The 24,061-nt window shown below is 39.1% G+C and carries 24 protein-coding genes and 3 tRNA genes; 19 read left to right on the top strand and 8 right to left on the bottom strand.

The genetic code is table 11. The annotated features are described in order from the left end of the window. The first annotated feature begins 8 nt into the window (after positions 1–8). The 7 genes from MHH87_RS01495 (at position 9) to MHH87_RS01525 (ending at position 2,587) form a co-directional block, all read left to right on the top strand. Positions 9–85 (top strand) — tRNA-Ile (locus MHH87_RS01495). Between the two features lie 15 nt (positions 86–100). Continuing rightward, positions 101–175: transfer RNA gene (locus tag MHH87_RS01500), tRNA-Asn, on the top strand. A gap of 1 nt (position 176) precedes the next feature. After that, a tRNA-Glu gene (locus MHH87_RS01505) sits at positions 177–248 on the top strand. A gap of 190 nt (positions 249–438) precedes the next feature. Further along, a complete protein-coding gene (locus MHH87_RS01510) occupies positions 439–600 on the top strand; it encodes a hypothetical protein (RefSeq protein WP_340747565.1) in 162 nt (53 codons plus the stop codon). 123 nt (positions 601–723) lie between these two features. Next, positions 724–846 (top strand): hypothetical protein, encoded by a 123-nt coding sequence (locus MHH87_RS01515; protein WP_340751054.1) that lies wholly within the window; start codon positions 724–726, stop codon positions 844–846. 644 nt (positions 847–1,490) lie between these two features. Continuing rightward, a complete protein-coding gene (locus tag MHH87_RS01520) occupies positions 1,491–1,931 on the top strand; it encodes a cell wall hydrolase (protein ID WP_340747566.1) in 441 nt (146 codons plus the stop codon). 482 nt (positions 1,932–2,413) lie between these two features. After that, a complete protein-coding gene (locus tag MHH87_RS01525; RefSeq protein ID WP_340747567.1) occupies positions 2,414–2,587 on the top strand; it encodes a Fe3+ hydroxamate ABC transporter substrate-binding protein in 174 nt (57 codons plus the stop codon). An 875-nt stretch (positions 2,588–3,462) separates the two neighbouring features. On the opposite strand, the gene MHH87_RS01530 is transcribed toward MHH87_RS01525, so the two are convergent. Together MHH87_RS01530 and MHH87_RS01535 are read right to left on the bottom strand one after the other, a co-directional pair. Then, complete coding sequence (locus tag MHH87_RS01530) at positions 3,463–4,134, bottom strand: YfbR-like 5'-deoxynucleotidase (RefSeq protein WP_340747568.1); 672 nt, start codon at positions 4,132–4,134, stop codon at positions 3,463–3,465. Positions 4,135–4,256: 122 nt separating this feature from the next. After that, entirely contained in the window at positions 4,257–4,439 is a 183-nt protein-coding gene (locus MHH87_RS01535) for a putative motility protein (RefSeq protein ID WP_340747569.1), read from the bottom strand. Positions 4,440–4,775: 336 nt separating this feature from the next. Here MHH87_RS01535 and MHH87_RS01540 point away from each other — a divergent pair, with 336 nt between their 5' ends. From MHH87_RS01540 to MHH87_RS01570, 7 genes are all read left to right on the top strand, one after another. Then, the gene (locus MHH87_RS01540) at positions 4,776–5,510 is read left to right on the top strand and encodes a LysM peptidoglycan-binding and 3D domain-containing protein (protein ID WP_340747570.1); all 735 of its coding nucleotides are present in this window, start codon (positions 4,776–4,778) and stop codon (positions 5,508–5,510) included. A 494-nt stretch (positions 5,511–6,004) separates the two neighbouring features. Next, entirely contained in the window at positions 6,005–6,550 is a 546-nt protein-coding gene (locus MHH87_RS01545) for a superoxide dismutase family protein (RefSeq protein ID WP_340747571.1), read from the top strand. Positions 6,551–6,903: 353 nt separating this feature from the next. Continuing rightward, positions 6,904–7,932: a TAXI family TRAP transporter solute-binding subunit gene (locus tag MHH87_RS01550; protein ID WP_340750845.1), complete on the top strand. Its 1,029-nt coding sequence runs from the start codon at positions 6,904–6,906 to the stop codon at positions 7,930–7,932. A 72-nt stretch (positions 7,933–8,004) separates the two neighbouring features. Further along, entirely contained in the window at positions 8,005–8,514 is a 510-nt protein-coding gene (locus MHH87_RS01555) for a DUF1850 domain-containing protein (protein WP_340747572.1), read from the top strand. Continuing rightward, positions 8,504–10,519 carry a TRAP transporter permease gene (locus MHH87_RS01560; protein ID WP_340747573.1) on the top strand — a complete coding sequence of 672 codons (2,016 nt, stop codon included), beginning with the start codon at positions 8,504–8,506 and terminating at the stop codon, positions 10,517–10,519. The genes MHH87_RS01555 and MHH87_RS01560 overlap by 11 nt, the downstream gene beginning before the upstream one ends. Before the next feature lie 173 nt (positions 10,520–10,692). Continuing rightward, positions 10,693–10,836 carry a hypothetical protein gene (locus MHH87_RS01565; RefSeq protein WP_340747574.1) on the top strand — a complete coding sequence of 48 codons (144 nt, stop codon included), beginning with the start codon at positions 10,693–10,695 and terminating at the stop codon, positions 10,834–10,836. A gap of 180 nt (positions 10,837–11,016) precedes the next feature. After that, positions 11,017–12,129: an amidohydrolase gene (locus MHH87_RS01570; RefSeq protein WP_340747575.1), complete on the top strand. Its 1,113-nt coding sequence runs from the start codon at positions 11,017–11,019 to the stop codon at positions 12,127–12,129. Between the two features lie 487 nt (positions 12,130–12,616). Here MHH87_RS01570 and MHH87_RS01575 read toward each other — a convergent pair whose 3' ends face one another. Then, positions 12,617–13,324: a Fe-S oxidoreductase gene (locus tag MHH87_RS01575; protein ID WP_340747576.1), complete on the bottom strand. Its 708-nt coding sequence runs from the start codon at positions 13,322–13,324 to the stop codon at positions 12,617–12,619. Positions 13,325–13,428: 104 nt separating this feature from the next. Between MHH87_RS01575 and MHH87_RS01580 the strand changes: the two genes are divergently transcribed. Continuing rightward, positions 13,429–13,869, top strand: a complete 441-nt coding sequence (locus MHH87_RS01580; RefSeq protein ID WP_340747577.1) for a DUF4395 domain-containing protein — start codon at positions 13,429–13,431, stop codon at positions 13,867–13,869. Positions 13,870–14,281: 412 nt separating this feature from the next. Here the strand turns inward: MHH87_RS01580 and MHH87_RS01585 are convergent, their stop codons facing one another. The 4 genes from MHH87_RS01585 to MHH87_RS01600 all read right to left on the bottom strand — a co-directional run bounded on the left by MHH87_RS01585 (position 14,282) and on the right by MHH87_RS01600 (position 18,301). Beyond that, on the bottom strand, positions 14,282–15,358 hold the full coding sequence (locus tag MHH87_RS01585; RefSeq protein ID WP_340747578.1) for a sulfate/molybdate ABC transporter ATP-binding protein: 1,077 nt from the start codon (positions 15,356–15,358) through the stop codon (positions 14,282–14,284). 12 nt (positions 15,359–15,370) lie between these two features. Then, the gene (cysW, locus tag MHH87_RS01590) at positions 15,371–16,249 is read right to left on the bottom strand and encodes a sulfate ABC transporter permease subunit CysW (RefSeq protein WP_340747579.1); all 879 of its coding nucleotides are present in this window, start codon (positions 16,247–16,249) and stop codon (positions 15,371–15,373) included. 11 nt (positions 16,250–16,260) lie between these two features. Further along, a complete protein-coding gene (gene cysT / locus MHH87_RS01595; RefSeq protein WP_340747580.1) occupies positions 16,261–17,100 on the bottom strand; it encodes a sulfate ABC transporter permease subunit CysT in 840 nt (279 codons plus the stop codon). Positions 17,101–17,209: 109 nt separating this feature from the next. Beyond that, positions 17,210–18,301 (bottom strand): sulfate ABC transporter substrate-binding protein, encoded by a 1,092-nt coding sequence (locus tag MHH87_RS01600; protein WP_445683068.1) that lies wholly within the window; start codon positions 18,299–18,301, stop codon positions 17,210–17,212. Between the two features lie 466 nt (positions 18,302–18,767). On the opposite strand from MHH87_RS01600, the gene MHH87_RS01605 reads away from it, so the two are divergent. The 4 genes from MHH87_RS01605 to cysC are packed head-to-tail and all read left to right on the top strand — an operon-like array spanning position 18,768 to position 22,327. Then, entirely contained in the window at positions 18,768–19,469 is a 702-nt protein-coding gene (locus tag MHH87_RS01605) for a phosphoadenylyl-sulfate reductase (protein WP_340747581.1), read from the top strand. A gap of 12 nt (positions 19,470–19,481) precedes the next feature. Beyond that, positions 19,482–20,546: an inorganic phosphate transporter gene (locus tag MHH87_RS01610; RefSeq protein WP_340747582.1), complete on the top strand. Its 1,065-nt coding sequence runs from the start codon at positions 19,482–19,484 to the stop codon at positions 20,544–20,546. 35 nt (positions 20,547–20,581) lie between these two features. Beyond that, a complete protein-coding gene (gene sat / locus MHH87_RS01615; protein ID WP_340747583.1) occupies positions 20,582–21,721 on the top strand; it encodes a sulfate adenylyltransferase in 1,140 nt (379 codons plus the stop codon). 12 nt (positions 21,722–21,733) lie between these two features. After that, on the top strand, positions 21,734–22,327 hold the full coding sequence (cysC, locus tag MHH87_RS01620; RefSeq protein ID WP_340747584.1) for an adenylyl-sulfate kinase: 594 nt from the start codon (positions 21,734–21,736) through the stop codon (positions 22,325–22,327). Between the two features lie 156 nt (positions 22,328–22,483). On the opposite strand, the gene MHH87_RS01625 is transcribed toward cysC, so the two are convergent. Further along, a complete protein-coding gene (locus MHH87_RS01625; protein WP_340747585.1) occupies positions 22,484–23,980 on the bottom strand; it encodes an aldehyde dehydrogenase family protein in 1,497 nt (498 codons plus the stop codon). Positions 23,981–24,061: the final 81 nt, after the last annotated feature.

Here is a 24,061-nt window from a genome sequence, read left to right on the forward strand (position 1 = left end):
TTTTGAATGGGCCTATAGCTCAGCTGGTTAGAGCGCACGCCTGATAAGCGTGAGGTCGATGGTTCGAGTCCATTTAGGCCCACCATTCAATTATTATTATTCCGAAGTAGCTCAGTGGTAGAGCATCCGGCTGTTAACCGGACGGTCGTAGGTTCGAGTCCTACCTTCGGAGCCATGGCCCGTTGGTCAAGCGGTTAAGACACCGCCCTTTCACGGCGGTAACACGGGTTCGAATCCCGTACGGGTCATCTCAAACGTGTAGCACTTTGCTACACGTTTTTTATTTGTTAAGGAAATTATAAAATTGGTTCTATACTAAATGGTTCTATACTAAATGTTGGGGTATTACTACAATTTGAGGGTAAAAAAAGACACGTAACACCCAAATGTCTTATACTTTAGTTGCTGAACAAAAGATAAGATGGGGGTTACGTGTACATGCATTCTAACATAAGTTTACCAGGATTTGAAGACGCGATTATTTTAAAGACAGAGGTGCGTGGAGGGCAGTATCTGATTCATTTTGAAATGCCCATAACGACGCAGGTTTGTCCAAACTGTGGAGAAGATACACGCCGTGTGCGATTATCGTTGGACTAAGGTAAAGCATTTAAAAATGGCAGAGTAAAAGGTACCCTATAAGATAGACACTTTAAAAAAGGTCTATCTTATAGGGTCTTTCTGTTTATAACGAAGAAAAATGGAATGGTGGAGCGGATTAAAATGTCAAAAAAGTTATTCACTAAAAAACAACAAGAACAGCTTAAATGCAATCCTTATGTGAAGGCTGTCAGTGAAAAGGCCATTACGTATACGGATGAATTTAAGCGTTTATTTATTGCGTAAAATGAACAAGGGAAATTGCCACGTCTGATCTTTGAAGAGGTTAAACAAGAAGTGAACCGTTATATGACGTACTCTAATCATTATCGTGGGCAATGGAACAAAAAAAAGAAGGACGCTGAGAAGTACAGACGTCATCTGATTGAAAAAGCAGTCTAGCCCTATTATAAAATGTCTTTTACAAAGGGAATAATTTAGAGTGGTATCCTCAATGTACTTTTTAATTTTGTCAATAGCTATTGTTTCATAACGAATTATTTTTAAAATGTATGCCTTACATATGCTTCAAATGAATGTTCCATATTGTAGCGACAAACTTCAAATCCTCACAAATAAAACAACCTCACGATTCCGAGTGCACTAAAAAAATTGACTTCTACTGAAAATTCTATAATAAGTATATGCTCAATAGTAGTAGGTCATTGGTACTCTTGCACGCGCTTTTCGAGGGCGGTGGTGAGCCTATACCACCTTTCCCACAGGAGCCCCACACCACTGTCCCAATGCTTTCTGAATAAAATAAAGCAGAAGCATAAAAGTACTATTTCGGGGTTTTTCAGTGCCCTCTAAAAACTAAGCTTACTTATTTTATAAACAAGGACATCATTGTAGGCTTTTTTTCATACTATATTGTTGGGGTGAAAAAAATGCCAAGAATAAAATACCGAGATGCAGATATTGACTTAATGGCTAGGATGATGAGAGCCGAAGCTGAAGGTGAAGGAAAACAAGGCATGTTATATGTTGGAAATGTAATTGTTAATCGTGCTATCGCAGATTGTTTAGACTTTAAAGATGTAAGGACAATTGAAGATGTCATTTATCAGGTACAAGGAGGAAATTATTCTTTTGAAGCTGTTCAAAAAGGAAATTTATTTTATGAAAGAGCGAGACCTACTGAAAAAAAATTAGCAAAACAGACTTTGGATTATTGGAGAGACCACCCAGGGAAATATGCGCTTTGGTATTTTAATCCATATGCCCCATGCCCACCAACATGGTACGGTCAACCTTTCGCTGGTCAATTTAAAAATCATTGTTATTATGAACCAGCAGCTGGAACATGTGAAAGTGTTTATAACGGTTAAGTAATCTAAGGGCTATTATTAATTCAGGAGTTTGTTAAAATTTTTCCTTTTTGATGCTATATGTTCAACATGTTCAGTCGTAGGTACTGGTAGCCAGAATTATTCATTCGATTCAACTCCTGTAGGTATGTAACGGTTATTGGAAAATAAATATTAAAAGCCCAACCGAATCTTATTTTCCAAAACCTTGTTTTTGTATAAATTAATCCCACGAAATAAAAAGGGAACTTCCTGATTAGCAGGTGTTCCCTTAATATATATATAACATTTAGTAATAGTAATCGATTCAAGGAAGCAAGATTGTGAGTTATTGTACTGATTGTTCAATAGAGCAGTCGCGCCTTCTGCTAACTCCCTATTATAGTGGAACAAGCTCTGCTACACCACCAACTCAAATTTCGGAAAACCACTATGGTGATTACGGTATGTTTTGTAGTAGTTTTAATAGTAGAATGAGAAGTTTCAGTAAAGGTGGTAATATGATGGCACTAATAACTCCAAAATGTATGATGTGTAATAAAGAAATCCAGCACGATGAAGAAGTATTTGTGCAAATTCGATACCCGAAGCAAAAAGGATTCACCGAAATCAAAGCGTATTTAAATATCGAAGGTAAGTTTATCTGTAAAGAGTGTTCACCGAAAATTAGTATTTAATATATTGTGCTTTATTGATACTGTAGATAATAGCTACGTTAGTTAAACATAGGATATATGAAATACAAAATAAAAACAGGGTTGATTCTACACATTTTGTAGAACAAACTCCGTTTTTATTTTTAACCTTATTTAGCAACAATCTTCTAGAAAACAGTTAAAATTATAAAGCCATGCCAACTATCGTGTTTAAACAAAAAACACCCTCACCATGTCCTGGTAAGAGTGCTCTATAAACCCTGAGGTAATAAGCATTTTAATAAAGCCGCAGATGCCGTATGTTATTATAGAAAGTTTTAAACCACCACTCCTCAAAGTGGGTGTTCGCAAAAGTAATCCTGTTTATCCTCAAGTCAAAAGAGTTGAGGCCCGCCATTCCTACTTCGATGTAAAACTCCCGTTTATAGCATAAAGGTTAAAACTTAATATTGGATACGCACAACGCAGCTTCAATTGTTATTGTATAGCATGCAATTTCATCGTGCAAGTAAGAACATTTACAGTAAAAAGTCAATTAAAATGCGTTAGGAAGTCACTATTTTACATCACTTTTTTTCAACCGTTTGATCAGGTTTAGTGTGAATTGAATACTGGTATGTCGTGTGGTGAAAACCGTCACTCATAGTATAGGAGGAATTTTTTTAGACAAGGCTCTGTTCAATTTGAATATTGATACTATGATTCCGATAAGAATGCGAATACTACTGCAATCAGGCCTAACATAAAACGCGAGAACGGACCGTGTGTGTAAACATGGCTGGCTCATGGGGTTTGTGTGCTTAGTGTGATTGCTCTTTCTCGATGAAACATAAACAGTGGCGTTTAAGAGTACCTAGACAAACAAAAAAAGCCTTCCTTGTTAACGGAAGCCTTTGTTAAGGTTTCTTAAGCTGCTGTAGCACTTGTTCTGTGAGGATTTCAATATTAATTTGTGTTTCCTCGGCTACCGCGTCGCGTAAAATTTCATTGCGGAAATAGTCGATACTGACTGGGAGCGGAATTAAGAGTAGCTTAGTTAGAGCAGTTTGATACATATAAACAAACTCTTTATCCGTATTGCCTCGTTTTAATTCGGCAAAGGATTCGTAAAATTGGTCGAGCTTGTCAGCAAATTCGAGTAATCTGCCTTCCATTGTTGCATCCTTGCCTTCCTTCATGCGTTCAAAAAAGATACTTTGCAAAGAAGGGGGAATCTCTTCAAGGATGAATTTCTCCATCATTTTTTCTTCCACATGTGCGAGCATTTGTTTTAACTCAACACTCGCATGCTTAACGGGTGTTTTAATGTCTCCTATAAATACTTCAGCAAAGTCATGGTTGATGGTTTTTTCGTATAATGATTTCCAGTTGATTTCCGCGCCGTTAAGTTCTTCAAGCGTCGCAAAAAACATCGCATATTGGGACACTTTCCATGAGTGGGCGGCTACATTATGTTCCTCAAATTTAAAGCGTCCGGGGCAGCGGATGATGCGTTCCAAATCACCTAGGCTTGTGAAAAACGTATGAATTCCTATAAAAATCACTCCTTCATGTTTAGTTATTTGCATCTTACTATAAAAAATACCCGATTAGCTGGAAATTGCAGTGTTTTAATAAATTCTTAATCGCTCATTTACATTGTATCTTTCTATATATGAAAAAGAGATGCCCTAAAAGCACCTCTTTCACATCAAACTTGAACGTCAATAACTTGCCCTTTGTAAGGATGTGCAGCAACAGGTTGTTCCGGCATATCCTCGAGCATTTTTATTGCACTAGCTGCTCCTAAGTTTAGGGATTGGTCTAAAATGCTCATTTGAACTGTTTGTTGCAGTTGGGCAACTTGAGCAGACATCATTGAACTAATATCCATGCTGATCCCCTCCTTTACATATATATCGTCATGTATTCTAAAAAGTAAAAGCTAAATTTATAGTGCTTTGTAATATTACTGAAACATAATATCCAATCAATAAAGCGCTATAAACGTTGGTCTAACAACAGTAAGTATGAATTTTAACCCAAATAGATTTTAAATTATGTAAAATAAATACATTTTGCATGTCACGAAACCGTAATCCATGACACATTCCATCGTCATAGTTCTGCAATGTGCAAGGTGTATAGTTGTCTTCAATGTTAAAAAACACGACCGAAGCAATTTTTATGTTCGGCGTGAATTTGTATTATATGGGGGCAACACAATATTATGAACAAAAAGTTATTAGCGTTAGCTACTATATTTACTCTCAGTGCGGGAGGTTTCTCAATCAACGCAACCGCAGCAACGCACTCTGTGGAGCGTGGAGAGTCACTTTGGTCAATCAGTCAAGAGTATAATATGACAGTTGACGAATTAAAGGAATTAAATAGTATAGGCTCGAATACGATCTATCCAGAACAATCATTACACGTAGATGGGGAAGGCACAGCTTATTTAATCGAAGAGGGGAATTCATTATTTACAGTTTCCCTCGAGCATAACGTAGAAGTGGAAGCGTTAGCAGAATGGAACGACGTCAACACGGATGTAATTGTAACAGGGGAAACATTAGCAGTAACGGAGCCAGTTGAAACAACAACGGCACCGGCTCAGCCAACTGCGAAGCAAACATCAAATAATGCGTCAAAATCAACAACTGCAAGCAATACCATGAAAATAGTAACAATGGAGGCAACAGCATATACGGCTTATTGTGAAGGGTGTTCAGGAATTACGGCGAATGGCACGGACTTACGTGCTAACCCAGACTTAAAAGTAATCGCGGTGGACCCGAAAGTCATTCCACTAGGTACAAAAGTATGGGTAGAGGGCTACGGTGAAGCGATTGCAGCCGATACAGGTGGCGCAATTAAAGGTAATAAAATCGATTTATTCATGCCGCATAAGTCAGATGCTTACACATGGGGACGTAAATCTGTAACGGTGAAAATTTTAGACTAATTATGTGATCCGCTTAGACAAAATCTAAGTGGATTTTTTTCTGACTCTTCCCTATAAATATGTACTTGATTAAATTATCTCTAAAAATAAACCCAGCGACATTGTAAAATCACGAAATAGACGATACAACATATCCAAAAATATGTGCAAATGGGTCGGATATCACTTGCTGACGCTTATTACCGAATAAGTTGTATAACGCTTTGCTAGGGTCGTGCAAATCCTGCATAAAAAAATGCAGTGACGTAAAACGAAACTCCGACAGATTATAACAACTGAGAATTTATAACATGAAAAAAGGTTGATGCTCGTAGCAAGAAAAGATTTTGGTATGGAGCCTTTTTGTGGTTAAAAAGTGAAGCATACTGAACCACGAAATAAAGGGAATTATCCTGCACAATTTCGGGGTTAGGTACGTCTTTCTAACGTAATGTAGCTACTTCGCAGAATAAAATCCCATCTGTGTACCCACACTAGTTGCGGGAGGGACGATAATGAAAAAACAAATTTTATTAGCATCAGTAGTAATTATTTTAAGTGGCTGTAATTTATTTAAGAAAGAGGAAGTAGTACCTGTTAACGCGCCGGAAACTTTGACAGCAAAAGCGGTCATGCACAATACAAAAGGTGAACTGATTGGTGAAGTTATATTCACCGAAAAAGATGAAGGGGTTGAATTAGCTGCGGTACTGAATGGTTTGCCACAGGGTGAGCATGGAATTCATATTCACGAAACAGGGAAATGTGACGCACCAAAGTTTGAATTAGCTGGTGCACATTTTAATCCGACGAATAAAAAGCACGGGATTGAAAATGCAGAGGGCCCACATGTAGGAGATTTACCAAACTTAACAGCGGCGGAGGATGGTTCGGTTCAGTTGAATTTTATTGCAACGAATTTTACGCTGAAAAAAGGGGAGAGTAATTCTTTATTTGATTCAGACGGGAGCGCTGTTGTCATTCATGAAAAGGCCGATGATTATAAAACGGATCCATCGGGGAATTCGGGTGCCAGAATTGCTTGTGGTGTCATTGAATAAGTTAAGAACTGTGTCCAAAATATGGCACAGTTCTTTTTTTATGGTATAATTTTTCTAGGAGCGCGCTGTAACTTAGTATAGAGTGAGTTTTTATATAATATTATACAGGAATAATTTGTATAAATATTCGATTTGTTGCATATTAAAGCGGTGAATTGTTAACTCCTTAGATTACATAGACTTGTGAAGTATAAAGAGAATTAAAGTTTTTTTGCGCATAACGATTCTCTTTATAGTAATATATGAAAATCTATTATCATTTTAAAGAATTTTCATTATTATTTGACTTTTAATTAAAGTTGTATGTAAAATATACCTATATTTGAAAAGTTTGATAGGGGGATTTAGAAATGATGAAATCAAATAAGTTTCTTTTTTTAATGGTCTTCAGCATGCTATTGCTAGTTTTAGCTGCATGTAGTAGTGATGATGATACATCAACTACAAAAGACACGGGTACGGATAAAGAAGAAGCAACAGAGACAGAAACTGCAGAAGAAGAGAAACCATCGTTTGATGTGGATTTCTTAAGCGTATTAACTGGTGGAACTCAAGGTACTTACTATCCATTAGGTGGTACTTTTGCTGACTTAATTACAACTGAAACAGGTGTAAAAACAACGGCTGAAGTTTCTCAAGCATCAGCTGCCAACATGACAGCTCTTCAAAATGGTGAAGGTGAAATCGCTTTCGTACAAACAGATATCGCATACTATGCAACGGAAGGCTTATTAATGTTTGAAGGTCAAACAATCGATACAGTTTCTGCTTTAGGTGCACTTTACCCAGAAACAGTTCAACTTGTAACATTAGCTGATTCAGGTATTAAATCATTTGAAGACTTAAAAGGTAAAAAAGTTTCAGTAGGTGCGCCAGGTTCTGGTACATACGCAAACGCTGAGCAATTACTTGAAATTCATGGTTTAACGATGAAGGATATTCAAGCTCAAAACTTAGATTTCGGTGAGTCAACAGATGGTATTCAGTCTGGTCAAATCGATGCAGCGTTCATCACTGCAGGTTACCCAACTGGTGCAGTTGAAGCGCTTAACGCTACAAATGGCGTTTACATCGTTCCTGTTACAGCAGATAAAGCAGCCGAATTAATTGCGAAATATCCATACTATGCAGTGGATGCAATTCCTTCAGGCACTTATGGTTTAACAGAAGAAACTCCAGCTGTATCAGTTGGTGCAATGCTTGCTGTTAAGAAAGATCTTCCAGAAGATTTAGTATACGCAATTACAAAAGCTATTTATGACAACACAGATAAAATTAGCCACGCAAAAGGTGCATTCATCAAAGCTGAAACTGGTTTAGCTGGTATCGGAATTGAAGTACACCCTGGGGCTCAAAAATATTTCGATGAAGTAAACAACTAATCGAACAAGTGAAAGGGAGGCTCTGTAGCGAATCGCTTCAGAGTCTTCTTTTGCATTTATTGAGGTAGGCATATGAAAAAGTGGGTTGTTATGGTCATAATTTGTGGGTTGATTGCATTAATGTTTATACCGTTCGGACGTGCACTTACATTTACTGAAACACGGACAGACCAGCCGACGTTGCATTACATAAAGTTAACAGAGCACACAGATTTTCAAATTATTTTTACGCATTCCATTCATTTAACGGATGTCATTGAAAGCTATCATGTACGCCCCACGAATGATTTTCAATTATTGTCGATGGAATACTCAGATGTGGCGATTGGCATGCCAGCCTATGCAGAGGATGGTCAAACACTAATCTATGAGGACGGCGTATATACGCTATCTTATGATGAAGCGATTTTACAGAACTTCACCTTATATATTGGTGATGTTGACTACAAATTACAGCTTCAATACATGACGAATATAATTGATTTAAAAGAACAACTTACACGTGGTAAATCTTATTTATTTGAAGTGAAAAAACTATCATTCTATGAAAAATTGAAAGGAGTCGAATTATATGGTGGATAAAAAGGACCAGGAATTACTGGAAGACAATTACGAAGAGCTTTCATTGGAAGCGCAGCAGGAATTACTAGAAAAATATGATTTAGAGTCCAATCAACGTAAGCCAGATGGAATTTTAAATTATGTCATTTACATTGGACTGTTGGCCTTTACACTATTTCAAGTATATACAGCTATTTTTGGACAGTTTCCAGCACAAATTCAGCGTACGGTCCATTTAGGCTTTGGGTTAACGTTTGTGTTTCTATTATTCCCTGCTCGACGTGTATTATCGAAAAAGAAGATTCCATTTTACGATTATATTTTAGCAATTTTAGCGATTGGTGTAGGAAGTTATTGGGTTATTAATTATAATCGCCTCGTACAAAGCTTAGGCCAATTAGAGAGTCTGGATTTTTATATTGGGCTAGCAGCAATTATTCTTGTTCTTGAGGCAGCAAGACGTGCGGTAGGACTACCGATTACGATTATTGCCGGACTATTTTTACTGTACGCCTTTTACGGTCCTTACATGCCAGACTTTATGGCACATCGAGGTCAAAGTGTTGAAGGTATTGTGAATTTAATGTTCTTCTCGACGGACGGGATTTTAGGAACACCATTAGCGGTTTCGTCAACGTTTATTTTCGCCTTCCTCTTGTTTGGTTCCTTCCTTGTGAAAACAGGGGTAGGGGAGTATTTTAATGATTTAGCAATTTCCGTTGCGGGGAAATTAATTGGAGGACCTGCGAAGGTAGCGATTTTCTCGTCTGCTTTGCAAGGAACAATTTCAGGGAGCTCCGTAGCAAACGTAGTAACTTCAGGTGCGTATACAATACCGCTCATGAAGCGACTTGGCTATAATAAAGATTTTGCAGGTGCAGTTGAGGCTTCTTCTTCAACAGGGGGTCAGTTAATGCCGCCAATCATGGGTGCCGCAGCGTTCTTAATGGTGGAGTTCATTGGCCGCGGCGTTACGTACTGGGATATTGCGAAAGCGGCAGCAATTCCGGCAGTATTATATTTTGCTGGGATTTGGATTATGACTCATTTCGAGGCAAAACGCCTTGGTCTGCGTGGTTTAACGGATGAGGAAATGCCAAATCGTAAAGAAATTTTCAAGAAAATCTATTTATTAATTCCAATTGCGTTAATTATTTTCATTATGATGGTAGGTGTGCCGGTTATTCACTCTGCACTATACGGCATTATCGCTTGTATTATTGTTGGGATTATTAATCCGGACGTACGCTTCGGCTTCAAAGAAATTGTTGATTCGATGGTAGACGGGGCACGTACAGCCCTTGCAGTAGCAGCGGCAACAGCGTGTGCAGGGATTATTGTTGGTGTTGTTGTGAAAACAGGCTTAGGTTTATCATTAGCAAATAGTCTCGTGAAACTTGCAGGTGGTAGCATTCTATTAACATTATTCTTTGTAATGATTGCATCCCTTATTTTAGGAATGGGTGCACCAACGACGGCAAACTATGTTATTACGTCAACAATTGCAGCACCAGCGATTATTACATTACTTGCACCAGATGTAGCGCAAAGTGCAGTACCAATAGTTGTCTTATTATCAGCACACTTCTTCGTGTTCTATTTCGGGATTATCGCGGATATAACACCGCCAGTTGCGCTCGCCGCCTTTGCAGCTTCTGGTATTTCAGGAGGGGACCCGATTCGAACGGGTATACATTCTGCAAAGCTCGCAATTGCGGCCTTTATCATCCCGTATATGATTGTGTTCTCTCCGGCCTTACTCATGATTGATGTAACTGTGCTTGAAATTATTTGGGTGGTGTTCACGGCGATGATGGGAATGATCGCAATTGGTGCAGGAATTATTGGCTTCTGGTACCGCTCACTACACTGGGCAGAGCGCATTGTATTAGTTATTGCGGGTGTAGCAATGATTTATCCGGAGTCGTTCTCAGATATTATAGGGCTAACTGTATTTGCAGTAATGTGGGTACTACAGTACATGTCAAAAGATAAACCTGCTGGATCAAAGCCAGCTATTTCATAATAAATAAGAATGGGGCTGTAGCAGAACGATTGCTACAGCTCTTTTATTTATCTTGTTTTGAGATGGGTGTTATACCTTTTATGCATATAATGTATATGTGAGTTGAGATTTGCATCCATCTTCTGTATAGTTTAATTAATTTATTTTTCAGGCTAGTTAGGGAGGCTGATAAAATGACAAACTTATTGCACTCGACATTTGAAACGTACTTATTGGATGAAGAAGTAGAGATGGAGCATTACGAAGAACGCAGTGTAGAACAAGTGGAGTATTTTTACCGCGAACAATATCCACCAGGTTTTTTTTCAAGTCTGTAGTTTACGTTAAATGAAGCTGAACTTTCATAACCACATAATAAAGGATATTATGTCGACCTATTTTTGGGATTGGATGTATTTTTCTAATTTTCTACTTATACTAGGCTACTATTATTAATATATTAATGATTGTGCTGTATAATAGAAGTAAGTGAATACAAAAAATTTGAGGTGCGAAATATGGTTGAAGTAACAGCATTAGAAGAAATCATCTATGATTGGTTTGAGTATTTCCACAGCCATCCAGAAGTAAGCTGGAAGGAATTTAATACGACAAAAAAAATTGCATCGATTTTAGATGATATGCAAGTTCAGTATAAAACGTTTGACGATGTGACAGGTTTAGTGGCTGAAATTGGCCAGGGGGAAGAAATAATTGCCGTTCGTGCAGATATTGATGCGCTGTGGCAAGAGGTAGACGGTGTTATGCAAGCGAACCATTCTTGCGGTCATGATGCTAACATTTCAATGGTGCTGGGTGCACTTTATACGCTAAAGAATATGAAGCTAGGAAAGCGTATTCGTTTTATTTTTCAGCCAGCTGAAGAGCTTGGTGGCGGTGCGTTGGCGATGATTAAGCATAACGTTATTAAAGATGTATCTTATTTATTTGGTATTCATTTACGTCCTATAGAAGAGTTACCACTTGGGAAAATTGCACCAGCCATTCATCATGGAGCGGCGGTATTTTTAAACGGTGTGATTAGCGGTGAAGACGCGCACGGAGCTCGTCCACATCAAGGGAGAAACGCCATTGATATAATAGTGGCGGTTCAGCAAATGGTCAAAAATATTTATATCGATCCATTTGAAGTGTACTCAGTAAAATTAACAAAAATAGTAGCAGACGGAGGTAGTGTTAACATTATTCCTGGAAATGCTACATTTTCGCTAGATGTTCGTGCACAGAAAAATGAAATTCTCAATATAATTCAAGAGCGCATAGAACAAGGATTAAAGCAGATTGAAGCGATGTTTGGTACATCTATTGGCTGGGACTGGATTGATAAAACGCCAGGTGCGGAGGTTTCTGAGGAAGCTGCACGCATTGCTGAATTATCCATTATTGAATCAATGGGAATGGAATATTTAGCGCCTCCTGTTGAGACACCAGGTAGTGATGACTTCCATTTTTATACAATAAAAAGCCCCGATTTGAAAGCTGTAATGATAGGGGTAGGGGCTAATTTGACTCCTGGATTACATCATCCAAACATGGTTTTTAATCGTCAAGCGTTAATTGACGGCACGAAAGTATTAACAACGACATTAAAAAACGCAGCAAAAGGCTGAAATAAGTAATTTACCCCGTTCAGAAATTTGGACGGGGTTTTTATTTGGGGTAAGTTAACTAACCGAGTGTTTGAATGGACTATGTGGGGTGTAACTCCGTAGAAGGAATTGCTAAGGGATCTAAAAGGAGGGCTATCCGCACATAAATTAACAAGCTGATTAAGCTGAGATGTGAACGCACCAAGCTAGCGTCCGAACGAACTAACAGCCCTCGTGAACGAACCAACATGCTCGGAATGAACCAACAGCCCCTGTGAACGAACCAAGCTAGCGGTCGAACGCACCAACAGCCCTCGTGAACGAACCAACATGCCCGGAATGAACTAACTGGCCTCGTGAACGCACCAAGTTAGCGTCCGAACGAACTAACAGCCCTCGTGAACGAACCAACTCTCCCCCGAATGAACTAACAACCTATCAGCCGGAACCTACTCCAACACAAGAAACAATAAAAAAAGCTCCTAAAAAGAAGCTTTCATCAAAAATATTATTTCAATGGACAGAATCCGCATGCCATTAATCCAGGAATATCTTTTGAGAAGCAACAACTTTTGCGGACAGGTACATTTACTAATTTAGAAGGACTTTGCCCGCCTGTGTAATTTAAAAACAGTGAACTATTCGAGAAGTGACGCCAAACATTCACGTCTTCTAGCATTTCTAAATCTTCGAAGGCACGGTCCGCAAGTGCAGGATTTTCGAGTAGCGTATGGAAATGCCATAGCATATATCCAAAAATATTTTCCCATAAAATGAGCGGGGAGATGGTAGTTGTTTTGCGTAACTGTTGAATAACGACAGAAGTTTTATATAAAATATCGGTCATGACACGTTCGCGCTCATCATCCTCCACATAGCGGAAATCATTTACATTAATATACATACCGAGTGTGTGAATTCCGTGTTCCTGAATAATTGCAAAACGAATGTCCTCAGGCTTCCCATCCCAAATCTCATCATATGTAGTAAGCATATAAAATTGCATCGCGACAAACATGCCGTAGCGACGACCAAAATGGGAAATGGCAGCTGATTCAGTAGCGGCATTTGTGATACCCATCATTAAATTGCGGAAATCCGTTAAATAAAAGTCTTTGTGCAAGTTCGCCAATGTAAATAATGGGCGATCGGGCTCCTCTGTAAAAATGCTATAAGAATTTAATTGGCGTACTTGATCGTACGAAAGCGCGGGCATAAAATCACCTTTTCGTTTTTATCTTTACTATAACACTTCTTAGTTCACAAATTGATTGGAAAAGGTTAAGATAAATAAAACTTATAAGAAAGGTTGGTTTTAAAATGACATTACCACTTTCCATTCCTAGACCATTAGTGCGTACGAATCAGTGGACGATTTTTTTATCGGTTGTTTTAACTTGGGTGACAGGGCAAGTATGGATTTTAGCGATTCCGCTTATTGCAAATATACTTGGGTTTTTAATTGGCTTTAATCCGATTATGCGTTTTGCGAAGTTGTTTTTGAAGAAAGATTCGAAGGCTTATATCCCAGAGGATGCGCAGCAACAGCGATTTAACTCTAGCATTGCGTGCATTTGCTTAGCAGGGGGATTGATCAGTTTTTTAGCAGGCTGGAACGCAGGGGGCTATGCCTTTACCATTATGGTAGCAGTTGCTTCATTTGTGGCGATTTTAGGCTTTTGTGTCGGGTGTTTTATTCACTTCCAGGCAAAGCAATATTTGTATCGCCGTTCAGTTAACCAACCAACCAAAAATAATTAATAATATTTTCTAGGAACGTATTGACAATACAAGTGATAATGATTATCATTATCGTATAACCATTACTACTCACTTGCAATACAGTGTAAGTGAGTGTGAACTTTAGCTGCTTTTCTCCAGAAGTTTGCTAGTTCATGATAACGTTCTAACCCCCCTCATTTAGAACGTAGGGAGACAATTAATTGTCTTACATCTTTAAATTTTCGTTAAAGCTTCTTTTTGTATAAGAGAAGAACTTTGCGCCCACATCTTCTCCAAGATATGGGCGTCTTTTTTTGTAGATAAGTAAGGACATCAACTTGCTCTATTTTCGGCGAAGTGTGTCTTTCTACCATAAAAATAACAATTATATTTAACATAGTCTTTGCAAATGAAAAGAGCGCTTCAAATAAAAACGCTCCTACACTGGCTATTATATCGAAAAATCTTCTGGAATAAATACTTTTAATTGCTTTGGTCGAACGTAGACGACATCGCCTTTTTGCAAATCTAACAGCTTATATTGCTCTTTTAAGAGCTCTGCTTCGTAAAACTCCTCAGAATCTTCACTGCGCAGTTCAACTTGTACAAGTGAGCCAACTAAATGAATATGGTTGATTACTACAGGAATACAATCCGGCGTTTCTTGTACTTTATCAATTTGAATATCATGCGGACGCACATACGCAACTGCGTGATCATGTGTACGGTTTTGTAGCTCATCTGACACGGTAATTTCAATCGGACCATGTGTGAGCTTGCCGTTATGTAGGCGGCCTTTAAATAAATTTACATTGCCTAAAAAGTCGTACACAAATGGACTATTTGGATGCTCATATACTTCTTCAGGGCTACCGATTTGCTCTATTTTTCCATTGTTCATAACGATGACGCGGTCTGCTACATCTAGTGCTTCTTCTTGGTCATGTGTGACAAATAAGCTCGTCACATGGAAATCATTATGTAGCTTTCGTAGCCAACGACGTAATTCTTTACGTACCTTTGCATCAAGCGCGCCGAATGGTTCATCAAGCAATAATACTTTCGGTTCAACAGCTAATGCTCGAGCTAAAGCAACACGTTGACGTTGACCGCCTGATAATTGGGAAGGGTAGCGGTCTGCAAAGTGCTCAAGTTTCACTAAACGCAGTAGTTCAATTACTTTTTCTGCAATTTCGGTTTTAGAAGGGCGTGTTTTGCGCGGGCGAACTTTTAGACCGTACGCAATATTATCAAAAACCGTCATATGGCGGAATAATGCGTAATGCTGGAATACGAAGCCGACATTTCGTTCTTTCGGATTCACGTTCGTAATATTTTGCCCGTCAAATAAAATGACCCCTTCATCTAGCCCCTCTAGTCCAGCAATAATACGCAGTAATGAGGTTTTGCCAGAACCTGATGGACCAAGTAGTGCAACCAATTCACCAGACTGGATATCAATTGAAATATCGTTTAATGCTTGGAAATTGCCGAATGTTTTTGATACGTTTTGAATTTGAATACTCATTAAATACCCTCCTTAGACGTGCTTTGATTTCCATTCAATAACATTTTTAATGATGATCGTAATGATTGCTAAAATGGACATGAGCGATGCAACCGCAAACGCTGCTGAAAATTGATATTCATTATATAAAATCTCGATATGGAGCGGCATGGTGTTGGTCATACCACGAATATGTCCAGATACGACTGAAACGGCACCAAATTCACCAATTGCGCGAGCATTACATAAAATTAGCCCGTATAATAAGCCCCATTTAATATTAGGTAGGGTTACTAAAATAAATGTTTTAAAACCGCTTGCACCAAGAGAAATTGATGCTTCTTCCTCTGTTGTGCCTTGCGCCTGCATTAAAGGAATAAGCTCACGTGCTACAAATGGCAGTGTTACGAAAATTGTAGCGAGCACGATGCCTGGTAGTGCAAATACTATTTTAATATCGTTTGTAAATAACCATTCACCGAATAGCCCCTGTGCTCCAAATAATAAAATAAATACTAAACCTGCGATAACCGGGGAAATGGCAAACGGTAAATCAATGAGTGTAATTAAAATATTTTTCCCACGGAACGAGAATTTTGTAATATACCAAGCAGCCAATAAGCCGAAAATCGCATTGAGTGGGACAACGATCGCAGTAACGAGTAATGTTAACTTAATGGCAGATAGTGCATCTGGGTGTGTAATGGACGCAACGTAGGTATCCCAACCTTTTTCGAAGGCCGTAATAAAAATCGTTGCAAGTGGAAGCACTAAAAATAACGCTAAAAATGCAAGTGCAATAAATGTTAATGTAAAACGTACAAATACAGGTTCCTGTAGGGCGATCGGTCGCTTTGCTGCGACAGGTGTGGACGTTGAAATTGGTTGTTCAATCGGGATTTGTTCAGCCATAATAACCCTCCTTAGCTATGCATAAATTTCCGGTTTGTAAACCACTGAATGACGTTAATGAATAATAAAAGTAAGAAGGAAGCAACGAGCATAACCGATGCCACAGCTGTAGCTCCTGCGTAATCATACTGTTCGAGCTTCGTCATAATAATAAGTGGCGTGATTTCTGTTTTCATCGGCATATTCCCAGCAATAAACACGACCGAACCGTATTCGCCAAGTGCGCGTGCAAAGGCTAATGAAAAGCCTGTAATAATGGCAGGTGTTAGTTCTGGAAAAATAACTTTTGTAAATGTTTTCCATCTTGATGCACCTAAACTCGCAGATGCTTCTTCTACTTCAACACTTAAATTCTGCAAAACAGGCTGCAATGTTCGGACTACGAAAGGGAGCCCGATGAATGTGAGTGCGATAATGATACCGAGTGGGGTAAAAGCGATTTTAAAGCTAAAAAACTGCCCAATCCATCCGTTTTGCGCATATAAAGAAGTAAGGGCGATGCCGGCAACAGCAGTTGGTAGGGCGAACGGTAAATCAACAAGACCATCAACTAGTCGTTTGGCAGGGAAATCATAGCGCACAAGTACCCACGCAATAATTGACCCGAAAATGACATTAATGACACCAGCAGCAAAGGCTGTTCCTAGAGTGAGTTTATAAGAAGCCACAACGCGAGGATGAGTTACCGTATCATAAAACTCCGACCAACTAAGGGACATGGTATTAAAAAAGACCATCGATAAAGGCAGCAACACTATTATACTGACGTAAATCATCGTATAGCCAAGTGACAGCGAAAAACCGGGAATAACCGAGTAATTTTTTTTCTTTTTAATTGTTACACTGCTCATCTAAACAACACCTCATCATTGTGAAAGTACATTTAACTACGAAGCCTTATAATTTAGATAAGTAAGGACAGCATCTCGCCCATTTTGGACGAGATGTGTCTTTCTAAGATTATTGACCGTCATAAATTTCATCGAATGTACCACCATCGCTGAAATGCGTTTTTTGTGCTTCTTGCCAACCACCGAACTCATCGATTGTGATTAGTTCAAGTTCCTCAAAGTTATCCGCATATTTCGCTAACACTTCTGGGTCGCGTGGGCGGTAGTAGTTTGCAGCAGCAAGTTCTTGCCCTTTTTCTGTGTATAAGTATTGCAAGTATGCTTCAGCTACTTCACGTGTACCTTTTTTATCAACAATTTTATCTACAATTGCTACAGGTGGCTCAGCTAAAATACTTAAGGATGGTGTCACGATTTCAAATTCATCTGTAGCTAATTCATTTAATGAAAGATACGCTTCATTTTCCCAAGCGATTAATACATCACCGATACCGCGCTCAACGAAAGTAGTTGTTGATCCACGTGCACCGGAGTCTAATACTTCAACATTGCTAAATAGTGCTTTAATAAATTCTTTAATTTGTGGTTCATCATATTTCAGTGTGTTTTTTGCGTAAGCCCAAGCCGATAAGTAGTTCCAACGAGCACCACCAGAAGTTTTTGGGTTCGGTGTGACAACAGAAACATCGTCTTTAATTAAGTCATCCCAGTCTTGAATATTTTTCGGATTGCCTTTACGTACTAAAAATACGATTGTAGATGTGTACGGCGTAGAGTTGTTTTCAAATTCTGTTTGCCAATCTGCGTTTAATAAGTCGCGTGATGCCGCAACTTCATCAATGTCATAAGCAAGTGCTAATGTCACAACGTCTGCTTCTAAGCCATCAATAACAGCGCGACCTTGTTTACCAGAGCCACCATGTGATTGTTGGATTGTTACTTCTTGACCAGTTTCAGCTTTCCAGTAAGCAGAGAATTCTTCATTGAATTCTTGGTATAGCTCACGCGTTGGATCATAAGAAACATTTAATAATTCGACTGGTGGTTTGCTTTCAGTTGTCGTTGCTTGCTTACTTGTCGATGATGTCGTTTCACCAACTTGCTCAACGTCTTCCTCTTTTTGACCGCAGCCTGTTAATGTAAGGACAAGCGCTGCAAGTAAAAGTAAAAATACAATAGATTGTTTTTGGATTTTTTTCATTTGGGACTCTCCTTTTTAGTGAGACAAAAAAGGTTGCTTACTATTACGGGGGAAGTAATAGCAGGCAACCTTCAGTTTGTCTGATCGGTATTTTTTTATTTTCGCATTTAAGGTCATTCGAGCTCTGAAATGACGTTTTTTGCTTACTCATACATTAATTATATTTATCCTATAAGTCAACTATGAATTAATAATTATTTTTAAAATTTTTCAAAATGGAATGTTTCTCCTACTAAAATATAAATTTTTATTTTAATTTTATAAAACCTAGTTGAATAGTTGGTTAAAAAGTTTTATAATCTAAATAATCGAAAAATAAAAAAGCTGACTAGACAACTAGAGGCGTTTTAATGCAGGGTACTTTATGCCGGCATTAAAGCGCCTTTTTTTGTGGTTAAGTAAGGACTTAATCTTGCTTTATTTTGAAGCGAAATGTGACTTTCAAAATTTAAAAGGGGGAAATGTATTGTTAACTTATGCAACATGGCAAGAACCAGTAGTTCAATTTGAACAAGATGAAGAATACAAAGGTGCACTAAACGTTTTAAATTGGGCGTATGCGAATTACGGTGAGGAGATTGTGTATGCATGTAGCTTCGGAATTGAAGGGATGGTTCTCATTGATTTAATTGCAAAAGTAAAAGCGGATGCGAGGATCGTATTTTTAGATACGGATGTTCATTTTAAAGAAACGTACGAAACAATCGATCGCGTGAAAGCAAAGTACCCGGCGCTCCAAATTGAATTAAAGAAACCGCGCATGACATTAGGAGAGCAAGCAAAGCAGTACGGGGATGAGCTGTGGAAAACGAATCCGAATCAATGCTGTGGCATTCGTAAGCTGGAACCACTTCATGAAACATTATCGGGTGTGAAAGCTTGGATTTCGGGTCTTCGCCGTGAGCAATCGGAAACGCGCGCGAATACTGAATTTATTAATCTTGATAACAAATTTGAGTCTATTAAAGTGTGCCCTTTAATTCATTGGACGTGGAAGGATATTTGGCGTTACGTGTCAAAGCACGATTTACCATACAATCCACTGCATGATACAGGGTACCCAAGCATTGGCTGTGAAACATGTACGAAGCCTGCGTTTACTGCGGAGGATTTCCGTTCAGGTAGATGGCAAGGCAGCGGGAAAACGGAATGTGGACTGCACGGGTAAAGGGGGCCTTTTATGCTTGAATACATTGCCATTGCGTTCGCACTATTTTTCGCAATGAATATCGGTGCAAGTGGTGCAGCTGCTTCTATGGGGGTTGCCTATGGATCTGGCGCTGTAAAAAATGCCCGCATCGCACTAATTATTTGTGCAGTGGGTGTCATGCTCGGTGCTGTAATTGGCGGAGGTGAAGTCGTTAAAACCATTAGTGGTGGCATAATTCCAGAAGGCGTCATTACCGTGAAAATTGTCATAATTATTTTAGTTTCTGCGACAAGTACATTATTTTTAGCAAATTTAATGGGTATTCCGCTTTCAACAAGTGAAGTAACGGTTGGTGCTATTGTGGGCGTCGGCATTGCTTACCAAGTTTTATTTATTAAATCACTGTTATTTATTATGGCTTTTTGGGTCATTGTACCAGTTATTGCCTTCGTTATTTTATTTATCGGAGGGAAGATTCTTTATCATTTCCAAGGAAAGGGCTATTTAAAGGACCGACCGATTTTTACAGTATTACTAATTATTGCGGGCTTTTTTGAAGCATTTTCTGCTGGGATGAATAATGTTGCCAATGCAGTAGGGCCATTAGTTGGCGCCAGCATTATGACGACGTATCAAGGTGTTTGGATTGGTGGACTGTTCGTGGCTATAGGTGCTTTGCTGCTTGGCAAACGTGTGCTTGAAACGAATGGTAAAAAAATTGTACGCTATGAAAAAACAGAAGGTATTTTAATTTCAAGTACGGGTGCCATTTTAGTAGGGGTAAGTTCTGTTTTCGGCCTACCTGTTCCATTAACACAAGTAACATCATCAGGCATTATTGGGCTAGGGATGGCGAAAAATGGAACGGAGATTTTTGATAAGCATATCGTGAAAAAAATTGTGCGTATTTGGATTGTTTCGCCACTCTTTTCATTAGCGATTTCTTATATGTTAGTAAAGTTATTTTTAGAAAGTGATTTGTACTCGATTATTGTATTAGCAAGTGTAGCAATTGGTACGATTGGTACCGTTAGTTTAATGAGAATTGTTAAAGAGGAAGAACGTACATTTAATGATGAAGGTAGCGGTATTTAAACGAAGTATTTTAATTTGATTAGGAGGAAAATAAATTGAGTTTACAACCACATGGAGGGAAGTTGGTTCAGGCTTTTGAACCGAATTTCGAGACAGCAAAAATGACAAAAGAAATTGAGATGGATGCAATTTCATTAAGCGATTTAGAGTTAATTGGGATCGGTGCGTATAGCCCGCTTGAAGGATTTTTAACGCAAGCAAATTATGAGTCAGTCGTGAATAACATGCGCCTATCTTCAGGCACAGTGTGGAGCATTCCGATTACATTACCGGTTGAAGAAGCAGTGGCAACCACTTTAGTCATAGGTGAGCAAGCGAAATTAACATTTAACGGGGAAGTGTACGGAGTAATCGAAGTTTCAGACATTTTCGTACCAAATAAAGAAGTAGAGGCAATCAATGTTTACGGTACAGGAGATAAGGCGCATCCTGGTGTGGCAAAATTATTTGAACGTCCAAACACATATATAGGTGGGAAAGTGACGCTTATTAAAAAGTCACAAAAACCGTTCCCAGCGTATACATTTGAGCCACAGGAAACACGTGAGATTTTCGCAGAGAAGGGCTGGAAAACGATCGTCGGCTTCCAAACGCGTAACCCAGTTCATCGTGCGCATGAATATATTCAAAAAGTGGCACTTGAAATTGTTGATGGTCTGTTTTTAAACCCACTAGTAGGTGAAACGAAATCCGACGATATTTCAGCGGAAATTCGTATGGAAAGCTATGAAATGTTACTTGAAAAATATTATCCAAAAGAGCGCGTACAACTAGGTGTATTTTTAGCGGCGATGCGTTATGCAGGTCCACGCGAGGCCATTTTCCATGCATTAGTTCGTAAAAATTATGGCTGCACGCACTTTATTGTTGGACGTGATCACGCGGGGGTAGGCGACTATTACGGTACGTATGATGCACAAAAGCTATTTGATTTATTTGAGCCAGAGGAAATCGGCATTACACCGCTAAAATTTGAGCATAGCTTTTACTGTAATGAGTGCGAAGGCATGGCAACAACGAAAACATGTGCGCATGGGGCAGAAGCACGCGTTATTTTATCTGGAACAAAGGTGCGCGAAATGCTACGTAGCGGGGAAATCCCACCGAGCACATTTAGCCGAAAAGAAGTAGTAGAAGTATTAATAAAAGGGCTACGCAAAGAAGTTCACGCGTAATGGAGGACTAATATGAGCACAAATATCGTATGGCATGAGGCGTCGATTTCAAAAGAAGAACGCCGCACGCAAAATAAGCATTCAAGCTTTATTTTATGGTTTACAGGACTATCAGCATCAGGTAAATCTTCGGTAGCAAATGCATTTGCACGCACATTATTTGAGCGCGGCAATCAAGCATTTGTATTAGACGGGGATAATATTCGTCACGGTTTAAATAAAGACTTAGGTTTTGATGAAGAAAGCCGAAAAGAAAATATCCGACGTATTGGAGAAGTGGCGAAGCTTTTTGTAGAGAGCGGACAAATCGTTACAACGGCTTTTATTTCTCCGTATCAGGCTGATCGTGATACCGTTCGCGAGCTCGTAGCAGAAGGTGAATTTTTAGAAATTTATGTAGAGTGCTCCGTGGAAGAATGCGAGCGCCGTGATCCAAAAGGGCTGTATAAAAAAGCGCGTAACGGAGAGATTCCAAACTTCACGGGTATTAGTGCACCATATGAGGCTCCTGTGAATCCAGAAATTGTTTTAAATACAGTGCACCATTCTATAGAGGAATGTGTTGCGCAGCTAACAGCGATATTAACGGAAAAAGGGTTAATATAACCAAATAAAAACAGGAGGAATGAACAGTATTCCTCCTGTTTTTTTATGGGATTTATTAAAATGGGAGTATAAATAGTTTTGGGAAACTAGGTTTACGTAAGAACTTATAGTCAACTAGTCAAGCTAAGTTTATTCTGTTCAATAAGTTTAGTTATCTTAACTAGGGAACCAGCCATTTGGTTCAACATTTAGGCGGATATTGATTTGCTTTACTTCTTGGAAATCTTCTAAGCCGTATGTGCCAAGACTGCGGCCAATACCACTTTGCTTGTAGCCACCCCAAGGAGCTTCTACATAGGTTGGGTGGTAGTCATTGACCCACGTAATGCCGGCACGTATTTGTTTGATAACACGTAATGCTTTGGCGCCGTCATTTGAGAACACACCACCTGCTAAACCATAATCTGAATCATTTGCTAAACGAATCGCTTCTTGTTCTGTCGCAAATTTTTGGATCGTGACAACTGGACCGAAAATTTCTTCACGCACGATTCTCATATCATTCGTAACATCCGCAAAAACAGTTGGTGCAATGAAGAAGCCTTGATCTAAACCGTTTTCTGTTAAGCGTTTGCCACCAGCCACGAGTTTTGCACCTTCATTTTTACCAATTTCGATATAGTCAAGAATGCGATTTAGTTGTTTTTCGCTCACGATAGCACCCATATTAGATGTTTCATCTAAGCCTGGGCCGACCTTGATTTGATTGGCACGCTCGACAAAGCGCTCCACATACGCATCGTAAATTGTTTCTTCTACTAAAATGCGGCTTCCAGCAGAACATACTTGACCTGATCCGTAGAAAATACCAAATAATCCGTAATCAACAGCTGCTTCAAAGTCCGCATCGGCAAAAATAATATTCGGCGATTTACCACCAAGCTCTAGTGAAATCTTTTTTAGATTACCCGCAGCTGCGCGCATAATTTCTCGTCCTACTTGTGTACTTCCTGTAAATGAAACAATATCGACATGTTTACTTTCAGAAATTGTTTGGCCAACGATAGCTCCGTGTCCCATGACCATATTTGCTACGCCTTTTGGAAGTCCTGCTTCTTCTAAAATTTCAAATAGTTTCATAGCGGTCATTGGCGTTACTTCTGATGGTTTGAACACAATTGTATTTCCAGCAGCAAGGGCAGGGGCGATCTTCCACACACTCATTAGCAATGGGAAGTTCCATGGTACGATTAAGCCTGCAACGCCAACCGGTTCTTTAACAATGAGCGCCTGCACATTATCAGGTGCGTGATATGTTTGGCCGTCTGGTTGTAAAATCATGCCGGCATAATAGCGGAAGCAATTTGCAGCATCAGCGATATCATACGTAGCTTCCGTTTTAATTTTTCCGTTATTGAGTGTTTCTAATGTTGCAAGTTCTTCAGCGCGTTCATCAATTTTTGCCGCAATAGCTAAGAGGATTGCCGAGCGTTCATGCGTTGTTTTTTGAGACCACACGCCACTTTCAAATGCCTCTTTTGCTGCTTGAATTGCTTCTTCCGTTTCTTCTTTTGTAGAGTATGAAGCATGCCCAATTACTTCTTGTGTTGCGGGATTAATCACGTCATATATCTCTACTGATGTGGATGTACGCCACTCACCGTTTACATAGTTTTTTAATGTGATTGCCTTTTTCTGTGTATCAATTGTCATGTTTTCCCTCCGTCAATGTTCATTTTCATGTTCTATTGTTCGAAAGTCTACTTATTTAGTAGTCTTTGGCAAATTTCAACT

Origin of the sequence: Solibacillus sp. FSL H8-0538, from assembly GCF_038003525.1 — a bacterium.
GTDB lineage: Bacteria > Bacillota > Bacilli > Bacillales_A > Planococcaceae > JBBOPI01.

Bases quoted from the DNA above. Each gene is read 5' to 3' on its own strand.
- MHH87_RS01510 (WP_340747565.1), top strand. From the start codon at position 439: ATGCATTCTAACATAAGTTTACCAGGATTTGAAGACGCGATTATTTTA.
- MHH87_RS01515 (WP_340751054.1), top strand. From the start codon at position 724: ATGTCAAAAAAGTTATTCACTAAAAAACAACAAGAACAGCTTAAATGC.
- MHH87_RS01520 (WP_340747566.1), top strand. From the start codon at position 1,491: ATGCCAAGAATAAAATACCGAGATGCAGATATTGACTTAATGGCTAGG.
- MHH87_RS01525 (WP_340747567.1), top strand. From the start codon at position 2,414: ATGGCACTAATAACTCCAAAATGTATGATGTGTAATAAAGAAATCCAG.
- MHH87_RS01530 (WP_340747568.1), bottom strand. From the start codon at position 4,134: ATGCAAATAACTAAACATGAAGGAGTGATTTTTATAGGAATTCATACG.
- MHH87_RS01535 (WP_340747569.1), bottom strand. From the start codon at position 4,439: ATGGATATTAGTTCAATGATGTCTGCTCAAGTTGCCCAACTGCAACAA.
- MHH87_RS01540 (WP_340747570.1), top strand. From the start codon at position 4,776: ATGAACAAAAAGTTATTAGCGTTAGCTACTATATTTACTCTCAGTGCG.
- MHH87_RS01545 (WP_340747571.1), top strand. From the start codon at position 6,005: ATGAAAAAACAAATTTTATTAGCATCAGTAGTAATTATTTTAAGTGGC.
- MHH87_RS01550 (WP_340750845.1), top strand. From the start codon at position 6,904: ATGAAATCAAATAAGTTTCTTTTTTTAATGGTCTTCAGCATGCTATTG.
- MHH87_RS01555 (WP_340747572.1), top strand. From the start codon at position 8,005: ATGAAAAAGTGGGTTGTTATGGTCATAATTTGTGGGTTGATTGCATTA.
- MHH87_RS01560 (WP_340747573.1), top strand. From the start codon at position 8,504: ATGGTGGATAAAAAGGACCAGGAATTACTGGAAGACAATTACGAAGAG.
- MHH87_RS01565 (WP_340747574.1), top strand. From the start codon at position 10,693: ATGACAAACTTATTGCACTCGACATTTGAAACGTACTTATTGGATGAA.
- MHH87_RS01570 (WP_340747575.1), top strand. From the start codon at position 11,017: ATGGTTGAAGTAACAGCATTAGAAGAAATCATCTATGATTGGTTTGAG.
- MHH87_RS01575 (WP_340747576.1), bottom strand. From the start codon at position 13,324: ATGCCCGCGCTTTCGTACGATCAAGTACGCCAATTAAATTCTTATAGC.
- MHH87_RS01580 (WP_340747577.1), top strand. From the start codon at position 13,429: ATGACATTACCACTTTCCATTCCTAGACCATTAGTGCGTACGAATCAG.
- MHH87_RS01585 (WP_340747578.1), bottom strand. From the start codon at position 15,358: ATGAGTATTCAAATTCAAAACGTATCAAAAACATTCGGCAATTTCCAA.
- cysW (WP_340747579.1), bottom strand. From the start codon at position 16,249: ATGGCTGAACAAATCCCGATTGAACAACCAATTTCAACGTCCACACCT.
- cysT (WP_340747580.1), bottom strand. From the start codon at position 17,100: ATGAGCAGTGTAACAATTAAAAAGAAAAAAAATTACTCGGTTATTCCC.
- MHH87_RS01600 (WP_445683068.1), bottom strand. From the start codon at position 18,301: ATGAAAAAAATCCAAAAACAATCTATTGTATTTTTACTTTTACTTGCA.
- MHH87_RS01610 (WP_340747582.1), top strand. From the start codon at position 19,482: ATGCTTGAATACATTGCCATTGCGTTCGCACTATTTTTCGCAATGAAT.
- cysC (WP_340747584.1), top strand. From the start codon at position 21,734: ATGAGCACAAATATCGTATGGCATGAGGCGTCGATTTCAAAAGAAGAA.
- MHH87_RS01625 (WP_340747585.1), bottom strand. From the start codon at position 23,980: ATGACAATTGATACACAGAAAAAGGCAATCACATTAAAAAACTATGTA.